The sequence below is a fragment of the Mycobacterium sp. MAC_080597_8934 genome (genome assembly GCF_000523975.1).
Lineage (GTDB): Bacteria > Actinomycetota > Actinomycetes > Mycobacteriales > Mycobacteriaceae > Mycobacterium > Mycobacterium avium.
In genome coordinates this window covers 233,702-245,609 of the sequence record NZ_JAOS01000031.1, presented here as the reverse complement: position 1 = coordinate 245,609, position 11,908 = coordinate 233,702, and the positions used below count along the sequence as shown (strand labels likewise).

10 protein-coding genes and 2 pseudogenes are annotated in these 11,908 nt (G+C 73.1%); 3 read left to right on the top strand and 9 right to left on the bottom strand.

The features are described 5' to 3' along the window. Positions 1 to 144: 144 nt before the first annotated feature. A pseudogene (locus tag NF20_RS19510) lies at positions 145 to 1,548 on the bottom strand (hypothetical protein); the annotation flags it as partial. Between the two features lie 387 nt (positions 1,549 to 1,935). Here NF20_RS19510 and NF20_RS19505 point away from each other — a divergent pair. Genes NF20_RS19505 through NF20_RS19495 form a run of 3 tightly spaced genes read left to right on the top strand, consistent with a single transcriptional unit; the run spans position 1,936 to position 4,955 of the window. Then, positions 1,936 to 3,636, top strand: coding sequence for a hypothetical protein (locus tag NF20_RS19505; RefSeq protein ID WP_033712419.1), 1,701 nt, complete (start codon positions 1,936 to 1,938; stop codon positions 3,634 to 3,636). A gap of 3 nt (positions 3,637 to 3,639) precedes the next feature. Further along, entirely contained in the window at positions 3,640 to 4,302 is a 663-nt protein-coding gene (locus tag NF20_RS19500) for a glycosyltransferase family 2 protein (protein WP_033712421.1), read from the top strand. Then, the gene (locus tag NF20_RS19495) at positions 4,299 to 4,955 is read left to right on the top strand and encodes a TIGR04282 family arsenosugar biosynthesis glycosyltransferase (RefSeq protein ID WP_033717394.1); all 657 of its coding nucleotides are present in this window, start codon (positions 4,299 to 4,301) and stop codon (positions 4,953 to 4,955) included. The genes NF20_RS19500 and NF20_RS19495 overlap by 4 nt, the downstream gene beginning before the upstream one ends. 8 nt (positions 4,956 to 4,963) lie before the next feature. Here NF20_RS19495 and NF20_RS19490 read toward each other — a convergent pair whose 3' ends face one another. The 8 genes and pseudogenes from NF20_RS19490 to NF20_RS19455 all read right to left on the bottom strand — a co-directional run bounded on the left by NF20_RS19490 (position 4,964) and on the right by NF20_RS19455 (position 11,906). Then, the gene (locus NF20_RS19490) at positions 4,964 to 6,340 is read right to left on the bottom strand and encodes a hypothetical protein (RefSeq protein WP_033717392.1); all 1,377 of its coding nucleotides are present in this window, start codon (positions 6,338 to 6,340) and stop codon (positions 4,964 to 4,966) included. An 11-nt stretch (positions 6,341 to 6,351) separates the two neighbouring features. After that, positions 6,352 to 7,443, bottom strand: coding sequence for an o-succinylbenzoate--CoA ligase (menE, locus tag NF20_RS19485; RefSeq protein ID WP_033712424.1), 1,092 nt, complete (start codon positions 7,441 to 7,443; stop codon positions 6,352 to 6,354). Positions 7,444 to 7,511: 68 nt separating this feature from the next. Beyond that, positions 7,512 to 7,814, bottom strand: a complete 303-nt coding sequence (locus NF20_RS19480) for a DUF3349 domain-containing protein (RefSeq protein WP_003873645.1) — start codon at positions 7,812 to 7,814, stop codon at positions 7,512 to 7,514. A 56-nt stretch (positions 7,815 to 7,870) separates the two neighbouring features. Next, positions 7,871 to 8,179 (bottom strand): hypothetical protein, encoded by a 309-nt coding sequence (locus NF20_RS19475; RefSeq protein ID WP_009979238.1) that lies wholly within the window; start codon positions 8,177 to 8,179, stop codon positions 7,871 to 7,873. Beyond that, positions 8,176 to 9,417 (bottom strand): inorganic phosphate transporter, encoded by a 1,242-nt coding sequence (locus NF20_RS19470; protein ID WP_003879342.1) that lies wholly within the window; start codon positions 9,415 to 9,417, stop codon positions 8,176 to 8,178. Before NF20_RS19470 ends, NF20_RS19475 begins: the two co-directional genes overlap by 4 nt. 97 nt (positions 9,418 to 9,514) lie before the next feature. Then, positions 9,515 to 9,922, bottom strand: a complete 408-nt coding sequence (locus tag NF20_RS19465) for a VOC family protein (RefSeq protein WP_003873642.1) — start codon at positions 9,920 to 9,922, stop codon at positions 9,515 to 9,517. Between the two features lie 27 nt (positions 9,923 to 9,949). Further along, a pseudogene (locus NF20_RS19460) lies at positions 9,950 to 10,845 on the bottom strand (SDR family oxidoreductase). Positions 10,846 to 11,003: 158 nt separating this feature from the next. Then, the gene (locus tag NF20_RS19455; protein WP_023895869.1) at positions 11,004 to 11,906 is read right to left on the bottom strand and encodes a 1,4-dihydroxy-2-naphthoyl-CoA synthase; all 903 of its coding nucleotides are present in this window, start codon (positions 11,904 to 11,906) and stop codon (positions 11,004 to 11,006) included. Positions 11,907 to 11,908: the final 2 nt, after the last annotated feature.

Below are 11,908 nucleotides of genomic sequence, written 5' to 3'. Positions count from 1 at the left end.
GGGGGATCTCGGTGGTGGGCGGCTCGTGGTCCGCGCCGGGCCGCCGGTGGCGATCCGGGTGGTCGCCGCGGCCGACGGCGCGGCGCCCTGGCTCACCGGATACGCGTCGTCGGCGCCGCCGCGTTCGCCTGCGCCGCGCGCCGGCGGCGGCGCGACGGCCCGGCGCCGACGGCCCAGCTGCCCGGCCACCACGGCGGCCACCAGAATGCCCAGGGCCAGCCCGCACAGCGTCACGTCGAACACGCTGGTGATCTGCTGGGCCAGGTTGTTGCCGTAAACCGGGTGGTGCACAGGCGAATTGGGGGTATCGGCGAACCGCGGCGCCAGCTGCATGCCGACCACCACGCGGGCGACGGCGAGCGCGGCGACCAGCCCGCACAGCGAGGTGACCAGTCGCGCGGCCAGGTTGGCCAGCCGGCGCCGTAGCCAGATCGCCAGCACCGCGGTCACCAGGTCGAAGGCGGCCAGCACCAGGCTGTCGTACCGGGAGAACGGATAGTTCAGCGTCACCGCGACGGCCAGGTCGGTGATCCGCATCGCCATCGACCCCAACGCCCACACCGCGATCAGCAGCAGGCCGCTGCGGGCCGTGGCCCGCCACGCGGATTCCTCGGTGTGCGAAGGGGTTCGGCGTTCGAACAGGGTACGGGGGGCGAACAGCGCCGCGCCGGCGGCCCAGGCCAGGTAGCCCTCGAAGCCCACCCCGGCCGTCGAGGTGTTCTGCGCGATGCCGTGGAAGGCGTCGAGGTCCCGCCCGGCGGGCAACAGCCACACCAGGATGCCGGCGGCCAGCGTGGACGTGCCCAGCGCGATCGTCGTCAGCCGGCTCGCCCGGTCGGAGCGCAGCAGCCACCGGGAGGCGACCAGCACCGCGACCAGCGCCACCACGCCGTACACCACCGCGGTCGCGATGACCGCGATGTTCTCCTTGCCGAATTGCGCTGCGCCGCCGGAACTCTGCAGCGCGTAGCGCACCCGCCAGTACAGGTTGAAACCGAAGCTGAGCACCGCCGCGAGCATCGACAGCGCGCCGATGATCCGCGCGGCCCGATGCCAACCGGTGGCCTCGTCGCCGCCCGGGGTGCCCGGCACCGGCGCGGCCGCCGTGCCGGCCGGCACCGCCTGGGCGCTCAGCAGCGCGCCGGCGATGCCCACCCAGGCGCCCGGCCCCACCCCGCCCGGCACGTCGACCGTGCCGCCGAAACGGACCGTCTGGACGGCGTCGAACCCGACGAAGGCGAGCACCAACAGCAGGTAGGGGACGTTGAGCGCCAACCGAAGCCGGGCCGCGCGGTCCGGGTCGAACCGGGCGCCGCCCGCCCGCCAGGAACCGGCCACCGCGACCGCGGCCAGCGCCAGCGCCGTCACCGCGACCAGGACCGCGAACACGATCGGGTTGCTGTCCGGGATGCCGACGCCGAAGTAGAGGTTCCACGGCAGCAACATCGCGGCGAGCAGCAGCGCCACCGCGGTCAGGTCGGCGGCGACGCGCCGGCCGGTGGTCGCCGGGCCGGGCGACGGCGTGGCGCCGGTGGCGTGCGACCGGATGATGCGGGGCGCCGCCGGTTGCCGGGGCTGGCCGGCGATGGGGCCGGTCGGGGTGTCGTCGCTGCTCTGGCTCACCATGCCCCCCGGAATTCAAGGACGAATGCTGTCGGCGCGGTTTCGGGTGTTCGGTCCGAAAGTACCCGGCCGAACCCCGTGCACTGCTCGCTTGCGAACATATTCTCCGTTCGGGTGCCCTGGCAGTGGCGGGCGACCGGCAGCGCAGCGGAGGTGATTCCGCGGCGACCGTCCGGTCCTTCGAAAAGCTGGTTACGCTGCGCTAGTAGGCGAAGCTTGACGCCCGAATGACTGATACTGCCAACGGTATCGCAAGTGTAGTGCTGCCGGGACATGCTGGTTGCGGGGTCGCCGGGGTGAAGGAGAACCGGGATGGACGTGGTTTTGGGGGTTGCGGTCACCGGCCCCGTCGCCCGCTTGGCGCTGGTCGGCTCGCGGGGCACCGACGTGATCGACCAGTCCGTCGTCGACCTGGCCGACAACCCGATCGAGACCCTCACCGAGACGGTGGTCGGCACCAATCGGCTGCTGGCCGGCGAGAACCACCGGCTGGTCGGCACCCGGCTGTGTTGGACCGATCACCCGCGGGCCGACCAATTGCGCAGGGCGCTGGAGGATTCCGGGGTGCACAACGTCGCGGTGCTCTCCGAGTCGCAGGCGGTGGCCGCGCTGATGCGTGCGGCCGGCCAGCCCGGCGCCGCGCTGGTGATGGACGACGCGACGGGCACCCTGTCGATGGTGAGCCCGGCCGCCGGCGACCCGGACGCGCCGCCGACCCTGCTGGCCCGCCAGCCGCTGGGCGGGGCCGTGGGCGGCGATGTGACCGCCGCGCTGCAGACGATGATGGCGAACCTGAGCGCCCACCCGGACGCGCCCGGGGAGGTGTATCTGGTGGGCGCCTCGCCCGACCTGGACCGGGTCGCCGAACAGCTGCGCGACGCGTCGACCATGCGGGTGCAGGTCGCCGACGATCCCACCTTCGCGCTCGCCCGGGGCGCGGCGATCGCCGCCGCGCCCGCCCTTGCCGCCGGGGACGCGACGGCGATGGCGCCCGCGGTCGGGGTGACCGGGGACGCGACGGCGATGGCGCCGGCCGCGGGGGACGCGACGGCCATGGCGCCGGCCGCGGGGCTGACCGGCGACGAGACGACGGTGGTGCCGGCACCGGAGCTCGCCGAACCGCAGGACCAGCAGCTGGCCTACTCGATGGCCGACGACGCCGGCATCTATCCGGGCGAAATGGACGAGTACGACCCGGAATTCGACGACTACGACGCCGACTATGACGACGCCGAAGAGGCCGCCCCGGCCAAGCTGTCGCGGCGGTCGTTGGTGATCGGCAACGCCGTCATCGCCTTCGCCGTCATCGGGTTGGCGTCGCTGGCCACCGCGATCGCCGTCGCCGTCGAGCCCACCGCCAGCCGGCAGCCGGTGGTGGGGGTGCAGAACGGCACCCCGGGCAAGTTCATGCCGATCCTGCCCAGCCAGCAACAGGCGCCGCTGCCGCCGCCCCCGGCCGACGCGCCCAATGCCGGGTTCCAGGGCGGCATCGTCCAGGCCCCGAGCAACGCCCCGGCCCCGCAGCCGGCGGTTCCCGCGCCGGCCAACCCCGCGCCCGAGGCGCCGAGCAACCCCGGCGTGGTCCCCAATCCCAACCCCGGTTGGGCGCCCAACCCGAATCCCCTTGTGCCCGTTCCCATCCCGATCCCCGTTCCGATCCCGGGATGGAACCCGCCCTACAACCCGCCGTACACCCCGCCCTACAACCCGACGACGCCCTACACACCGCCGACCACCACGTACGAGCCGCCGACGACCACCTACCAACCCCCGACCACCACCTACCAGCCCCCGACGACCACCTACCAGCCCCCGACGACCACCTACCAGCCGCCGACCACCACCTACCAGCCGCCCACCACCACGCACGAACCACCCACCACGACGTACCAGCCGCCGAGCACCCGGGCGACCACCGAGGCGCCGCTGCCCACGCACACCCAGCAGACCGTGCCGCCCACGCATTCGCAGCCGCTGTTCCCGCAGGAGCCCCACACCCACCGCGGGTTCTGACCCGTGCCCGGCGCCGACGGTCGGGTCACGGTGGTCCTGCCCTGCCTCAACGAAGAGGAGTCGCTGCCGGGGGTGCTGGCCACCATCCCGCCCGGCTACCGGGTGGTGGTGGTCGACAACAACAGCACCGACGACACCGCCGGCGTCGCGCGGAGGCACGGCGCCCAAGTGGTCACCGAGACCCGGGCCGGATACGGGGCGGCCGTGCACGCGGGCGTGCTGGCGGCGACGACGCCCATCGTGGCCGTCCTCGACGCCGACGGCTCGATGGACGGCGCCGACCTGCCCCGGCTGGTCGCCGCGCTGGAGGCGGGCGCCGACCTGGTCACCGGCCGGCGCCGGCCGGTGCCCGGGCTGCGCTGGCCGTGGGTGGCCCGGGTGGGCACCGTGGTGATGAGCTGGCGGCTGCGCACCCGGCACGGGCTGCCGGTGCACGACATCGCGCCCATGCGGGTGGCCCGCCGCGACGCGCTGCTGGGGCTCGGCGTGGCCGACCGGCGTTCGGGCTACCCGCTGGAACTGCTGGTGCGCGCCGCGGCCGCCGGCTGGCGCGTGGTCGAACTCGACGTCCGCTACGGCCCCCGCACCGGCGGCAAGTCGAAGGTCAGCGGTTCGCTGCGGGGCAGCATCACCGCGATCCTCGACTTCTGGAAGGTGATTTCGTGATCCCGGTGACCCTGCTTGTGGTGGCCAAGGCCCCCGAGCCGGGCCGGGCCAAGACGCGGCTCGCGGCGGCGGTGGGGGAGCGGGCCGCCGCCGAGATCGCCGCCGCCGCCCTGCTGGACACGCTGGACGCCGTGGCCGCCGCGCCGGTGGCGGCCCGGGTGGTGGCGCTGACCGGCGACCTGGACGGCGCCGCGCGCGGCGCCGAGATCAGGGCGCGGTTGGCGTCGTTCACGGTGATCGCCCAGCGCGGCAACGACTTCGGCGCCCGGCTGGCCAACGCGCACGCCGACGCCGCGGACGGGTTGCCGGTGCTGCAGATCGGGATGGACACCCCGCAGGTGACCGCCGAGCTGTTGGCCGGCTGCGCGCGTCGACTGCTGGGCGCGCCGGCCGTGCTGGGCCTGGCCCGCGACGGCGGCTGGTGGCTGCTCGGCGTGGCCGCGCCGGCGCTGGCAGACTGCCTGCGCGCCGTGCCGATGTCGGCCGCCGACACCGGCGAGCTGACACTGAAAGCGTTGCGCGACAACGGCATCGAGGTCGCCACGGTGCAGACGCTGGCCGACGTCGACGTCGTCGGCGATGTCGCGGTGGTGCGCGACGCCTGCCCGCCCGCCAGCCGGTTCGCCCGGGCCACCCGGGCGGCCGGCCTGTAAGCACGGCGCTACCAGTGCGTGAGGATGATCGTGTTGACCGCCAGGGCGCCGACGGCGTTGAGCGCCAACCAGATTCGATGCGTCCGCACCGGCAGCAGCGCGGCGGCCGCGGTGAGCCAGATGGTGAACGGCAGCCAGATGCGTTCCACCTCGGCCTTGCTGAGCATGCTCAGGTCCGCGCAGGCGGCGGCGGCCAGCACCGCCAGCAGCAGCAACGGGAAACCGCTGCGCCGGCGGATCGCGGCCCGGTCGAACACCCGGCCGACCCCCGCGACGCCGCCCAAACCGATCGCGCACACCACGCAGGCCAGGTTGGCCCAGCTCCAGTACTGGAACGGCCGGTCTTTGGCGATGCCTTGCCAATAGCGTTGCTGCACAAGGGTATAGCCGTCGAACCAGTAGAACCCGGCGACGGCGAAGGCGACCGCCACCGCGATCGCGGCCAGCGCCGCGGGGCCCAGCGCCCGCAGCGCCGCACGCCACTGCGTCCAGCCGTCGCGGGGCGGCCGGGGGGCCGCGGCCAGCACCGCCGCCGCCGGCAGTCCCATCAGCATCAGGCCGTAGTTGCAGAACACCCCCCAGCCCAGCAGCAGCCCGGCGCCGGCGGCGGTCAGCGCCGGGAACCGCACCGGACGGTGCACCGCCACGGCCAGCAGCGCGCCGCCCCACGCCGCCACCCCGGCGAAGTACCCGTCGGCCGAGACCGCCACCCAGATGGCGGTGGGCGCCAGCGCGACGAACGGGGCGGCCCGCCGCGCGGTCGGCTCGTCGGCCAGCGCCCGCACCCCGATCAGCACCGCGGCGGCCGCGCTGGATCCGGCCAGCAGGCACAGCAATCCGGCCCAGCCGCCGCCGTGCAGCCCCAGCCGGTCCAGCCAGACGAAGGTCAGCAGCGCGCCCGGCGGATGCCCGGACACGTGCGTGGTCCACGAGTGCGGCTGGTAGTCGACGATCCGGCTGGAAAACGTGCGCACCGCCGCCGCGATGTCGTGGATCCCCGGCACCTCCCACAGGTATTCGTCCCGGGTGGTCAGCCGGCCGGCGAAGCCGCGCTGCCAGCCGTCGATCATCGCCAGCGCGAACGCCCACCCGGCCGCGACGGCCCAGCTGCCCAGCGTCAACGCCCGCCACGAAAGCCGTTGCGCCAGAACGGGTCCCCAGGCCACGACGGCGACCGCGAGGGCGACGGCCGGGCCGGTTCCCCAGCCGGCGTGGATCAGCCACTCACCGAAGATCGGCGCGGCCCCGGCGTGGGTGGCGAATCGCTCCGGGCCGACGTCCAGCCGCGGCCGCACCCCGAGGTTCAGCCGCGGCAGCAGGAACGCCGCCGCCACCAACGCCGCCCCGACCGCGGCCGCCACCGCGTCCCGCCGAGCGATTCTCACGGAGCAACAGCCTATTGTTCGCCGCCCCCGGCGAATCGGCGCACCAACGCCGCCCGGTCCACCTTGCCGATGCCCCGGCGCGGCAGCGCGGCGACAACGTGTACCTCGCGCGGCGCGGCGGTGGCGTCCAGGGTGCGGCTCAGGTGGGCGCGCAGCGCGTCCGGGCTCGGCGCCGCGCGGCCGTCGCGCAGCACGATCGCGGCGACCACCCGCTGCCCCAGCCGGTCGTCGGGCAGCCCGAACACCGCGCAGTCGGCCACCGCGGGATGCGTGCACAGCGCCGCCTCGACGGGTTGCGGCAGCACGGTCAGCCCGCCGGTGCTGATCGCGTCGTCGGCGCGGCCGAACACGGTGAGCACGCCGTCGTCGTCGACGGCGCCCAGATCGTCGGTGAGGAACCAGCCGGGGTCGGCGAACGGATCGGGATCGACCGGATTGCGGTAGCCCTTGGCCAACGTCGCGCCGCCCAGCGCGATGCGCCCGTCGCTCACCCGCACCCGCACCCCGTCCAGCGGGACGCCGTCGTACACGCACCCGCCGGCGGTCTCGCTCATCCCGTAGCTGCGCACCACCGTGATGCCCGCGGCGGCGGCCGCCTGCAGCACCGGCCGCGGCGCGGGCCCGCCGCCCAGCAACACGGCGTCCAGTTCGGCCAGCGCGGCCGTGGCCGCCGGGTCACCCAGCGCCTTGGCCAGCTGCACGGCCACCAGCGACGCGTACCGGCGGCCGGTGCCCAATGCCCTTGTCGCAGCGGGCAATTGGGTGACATCGAAGCCTCGGGAGACGTCGAGTTCGACGGGCGTCGAGCCGGCCAGCAGGCTGCGCACCAGCACCTGCACCCCGGCGATGTGGTGTGCCGGCAGGGCCAGCAGCCAGCTGCCCGGCCCGCCCAGACGCTCGTGCGTGGCCGTCGCGCTCGCCCTCAGCGCGGCGGCGGTCAGCATCGCACCCTTGGGAGCACCGGTGGTGCCCGACGTCGCCGCCACCAGGGCCACGTCGTCGTCGACGGGTTCGCCGACCCGCAGCCCCGCCCGAAGCGTCGCGGACTCGCGGTCGCCGGGCGGGCCGAGCACCACCAGGGCGGGATCGCGCCCGTCCAGCACCCGCCGCAGGGCCGGCAGCAGCGTCGGGACCGCCGCGCCGGGCGGGACGTGCAGCGCGCGCAGTGCGGCTATGCCGGGTCCCCGGCCTGGTCGGCGTCGTCGAACGGCCAGCCCTGGGCGGCCAACCGCACCCGGACCCGCTCGACGTCGTCGGGGGTGGGCAGCTCGTCGGTGATCTGGGTGATCAGCACGCCGATGTCGACGTCGTCGAACTCTCCGCGCCGGATCAGCTCGCTGGCAACGTCTTTGACCTCGTCGCCGGACAGCCGGCGCGCCAGCAACGCGAGCACCGGGAAGGTGTCGGTCGGCGGCACGCCCTCTGGATATCCCGCGCGGAGCCAGGAGACGATCGAACTGAGAAATCCGTTCACGCTCTGACAACACCCCCCGGTGTGTGGCTTAGCAACTCGGTGGGCACCTATCGATGCTACTTGGCTTTGGCTCCGAGGAACGGGTAGCCGGTGTGGTGGGCGATGAAGTCCCGGGCGATGTAGAGCAAAGCCAGCGTGATCACCGCGATGACCAGCGCGTAGATCGCCCACGCCAACCCGGTCAGCAGCGGGTTGCGCCGCGCGGGCCCGCCCTCGGCGCCGTCCAGGGTGATGTCACCGGCCCCGGCCGACTGCAGCCGGATGCCCAGGGCGAACAGCCCCGGCAGCGCCGCGCCGGCCAGCATGGCGAACAGCAGGATCTTCAGGCTGGCCTGGTAGTTGAACCAGTCGCCGATGTGGCTCATGACGCGCTCGCCTTGAGCGTCGGGTCGTCGGACTGGTACCGGTCGCCCGGCCCGCCGAACGGGGGCCCGGCATCCGGGGGCGGGGAGTGGTCGTCGGCGCCTTCCAGCCCGGTGGTCAGGTCGCCCTTCCACTCGGCGTTGACGTTGTGGTGGTCCACCTTCACCTTGCGCGAGCGCAGGTAGATGGTGGCCGACACCGCGACCAGCAACGCGAAGCCGATGATCGCGCCCGGGTAGCCGCCGATCAGGTGCACGATCCAGTAGGTGACGGCGCCGACCAGCCCGGCCAGCGGCAGGGTGACCAGCCAGGCCACCCCCATCCGGCCGGCCACGCCCCAGCGGACCTCGCCGCCGGGCTTGCCCAGCCCGCTGCCCAGCACCGAACCCGTGCAGACCTGGGTGGTGGACAGCGCGTAGCCGAAGTGGGCGGACAGCAGAATCACCGCGGCCGACGACGACTCGGCCGCCATGCCCTGCGGCGACTGGATCTCCACCAGGCCCTTGCCCAGGGTGCGGATGATCCGCCAGCCGCCCAGGTAGGTGCCGGTCGCCATGGCCAGCGCGCAGCTGACGATCACCCACAGCGGCGGCATGGCCGCGGTCTTGCTGACCGAGCCGTAGGAGATCAGCGCCAGGAAGATGATGCCCATCGTCTTCTGCGCGTCGTTGGTGCCGTGCGCCAGCGAGACCAGCGACGCCGAGCCGATCTGGCCGCGTCGGAAACCGGCCTCGGTGCGCTTCTTCGGGACGCCTCGGGTGATCCGGTAGACCAGCCAGGTGGCGACCGCGCCGACCAGGATGGCCAGGATCGCCGAGACGATGGCCGGGATGATGGCCTTGGAGATCACGCCCTTCCAGATCACCCCGTGCGCGCCGACGGCGGCGATGGTGGCGCCGACGATGCCGCCGATCAGTGCGTGCGACGAGCTCGACGGGATACCCAGCAGCCAGGTCAGCAGGTTCCAGACCACGCCGCCGACCAGGCCGGCGAACACCAGCTCCAGCGTGACGATGTTGGAGTCGATCAGGCCCTTGGCGATGGTGGCGGCGACGGCGGTGGACATGAAGGCGCCCACCAGATTCAGCACCGCCGAGAGCGCGACCGCGGTCTTGGGCTTGAGCGCACCGCTGGCGATCGAGGTGGCCATCGCGTTGCCCGTGTCATGGAAGCCGTTGGTGAAATCGAAAGCCAATGCCGTGATTACGACAATGATCAAGAGGAACAATTGGATGTTCACAGCGCCTGATTCTGGTGGTAGGGGCAATCCATTGTCGAATGCGGCATGACCCGAAACGCGGGTGTACCTTGAGTCGTCGCCAGATGTTACCTCTCAGTTAACCGGGCTTCGCTTGCCGTTCACCTCGGGTGTCGCGGCGCAGCGGGTGATCTGCGGGGATCTGGATGAAGATGAGCGTGATGCCGTCCGGGTCGACGACGTGCATCTCGTGCAGGCCCCACGGCTCCTGGCGCGCCTCGCGGGCGATGGCCACCCCGCGCCCGCGCAGCTCGGCCTGGGTGGCCTCGAGGTCGCGGACCTGCAGCCACAGCGCGCCGGGAAACGGGCCGCCGGAGTGGTCCGGGGCGCCGTAACCGGCCAGTTCCAGCAGCGACTGCCCCGCGAAAAAGACTGTGCCGCCGCTGTATTCGCGGGCTATCGCCAGGCCGATCCGGTCGCGGTAGAACGTCAACGACTGCTGATAGTCCGCCGGCCGGAGCAGCATCCGGCTGGCCAGGATCTCCATAGCCTCGTGTCTATCACACGCGCCGAATCAGGCCCCGGCTTCGCGGTTGGGCTGGACGGTCTGGCGCTGCATGACGGCGTTGACCCAGCGCGGGCCGAAGGTGTCCAGCGCCTTGGCGGCGATCGCCATCCGCGGGGCGATGCGCACCGGCCGGGTGCGCGCGGCGGTGATCATCCACCGGCCCGCCTCCTCCGGCGTCAGCGCCGGCACCCCCTGGTAGGCCTTGGTCGGCGCGATCATCGGGGTGGCCACCAGCGGGTAGTACAGCGTGCTGGAGTGCACCCCCTTGTCGCCCCACTCGGTTTCGACGACCCGGCTGACGGTGGACAGCGCGGCCTTGGAGGCGTTGTAGACCGCGAACAGCGGCGAGGCCTCCGAGAGCACCCCCCACGTCGAGACGTTGATGATGTGGCCGTCGCCGCGCTCGATCATGCCCGGGGCGATGCCGCGGATCAGCCGCAACGGCGCGTAGTAGTTGAGCACCATGGTCCGCTCGACGTCGTGCCATCGTTCCAGCGACTCGGCCAGCGGGCGGCGGATGGACCGGCCGGCGTTGTTGATCAGGATGTCGACGCCGCCGAGCCGCTGTTGCACGTCGGCCACCAGCGCGTCGGCGGCGTCCAGGTCGGAGATGTCGCAGGGCATCGCGATGGCCTCGCCGCCGGCCCAGGTGATGCGCTCGGCCAGCGCGTCCAGCAGGTCCTTGCGGCGGGCGACGACGACCACCCGGCGCCCTCGCGGGCGAACTGTTCGGCCGCCGCCTCGCCGATCCCCGACGAGGCGCCGGTGAGCAGCACGCGCTTGCCGGCCAGCTCGACCGGCTTGATCAGCGGCCGGTTGACCAGCACCTGCGGGGCCATGGGCGGTCGCATGGTGGCCAGCACCAACTGGTCGGCGAACCGGCGAAGCGGACTCTTGCTCACGGGACGCGAGTCTAGGCGGTGCCAGCGTGAGGCCCGTACGCCGCCGAGCGTCACGCCAGCGCGCCGCGCTCGGGCGCCGAGCGTCACGCCAGCGTGACGCTCGGCGCCGAGCGCGGCGCGCGGGCGCGGCGGCCCCAGCGCGGCGCCAGCGCGGCGCCTCAGAAGTAGCGCGGGAACCGGCTGTAGTCCGGCGGCCGCTTTTCCAGGAAGGCGTCGCGGCCCTCGACGGCCTCGTCGGTCATGTAGGCCAGCCGGGTGGCCTCGCCGGCGAACAGCTGCTGGCCCACCAGGCCGTCGTCGAGCAGGTTGAACGCGAACTTCAGCATGCGTTGCGCCTGAGGCGATTTCGCGTTGATCTCGCGCGCCCACTCGATGCCCGCCCTTTCCAGCTCGGCGTGCTCGACGACGGCGTTGACCGCACCCATGCGGTGCATCTGCTCGGCGGTGTATTCGCGGCCCAGGAAGAAGATCTCGCGGGCGAACTTCTGCCCGACCTGGCGGGCCAGATAGGCGCTGCCGTAGCCGCCGTCGAAGCTGCCGACGTCGGCGTCGGTCTGCTTGAAGCGGGCGTGCTCGCGGCTGGCCAGGGTGAGGTCGCAGACCACGTGCAGGCTGTGCCCGCCGCCGGCCGCCCACCCGTTGACCAGACAGATCACCACCTTGGGCATGAACCGGATCAGCCGCTGCACCTCGAGGATGTGCAGCCGGCCGGCCCGCGCCGGGTCGACGGTGTCGGCCGTCTCGCCGGAGGCGTACTGGTATCCGCTGCGCCCGCGGATGCGCTGATCGCCGCCGGAGCAGAACGCCCAGCCGCCGTCCTTGGGTGAGGGGCCGTTGCCGGTCAGCAGCACCACCCCGACGTCGGGGGACATCCGGGCGTGGTCGAGCACCCGGTAGAGCTCGTCGACGGTGTGCGGCCGGAACGCGTTGCGCACCTCGGGCCGGTCGAACGCCACCCGCACGGTGGCGTCGTCGACGTGCCGGTGATAGGTGATGTCGGTCAGGTCGTCGAAGCCGGCCACGGGTTGCCACTGGCCGGAATCAAAAGGGTTGTCGCTCATCG

Bases quoted from the DNA above. Each gene is read 5' to 3' on its own strand.
- NF20_RS19505 (WP_033712419.1), top strand. From the start codon at position 1,936: ATGGACGTGGTTTTGGGGGTTGCGGTCACCGGCCCCGTCGCCCGCTTG.
- NF20_RS19475 (WP_009979238.1), bottom strand. From the start codon at position 8,179: ATGAGCCACATCGGCGACTGGTTCAACTACCAGGCCAGCCTGAAGATC.
- NF20_RS19465 (WP_003873642.1), bottom strand. From the start codon at position 9,922: ATGGAGATCCTGGCCAGCCGGATGCTGCTCCGGCCGGCGGACTATCAG.
- NF20_RS19455 (WP_023895869.1), bottom strand. From the start codon at position 11,906: ATGAGCGACAACCCTTTTGATTCCGGCCAGTGGCAACCCGTGGCCGGC.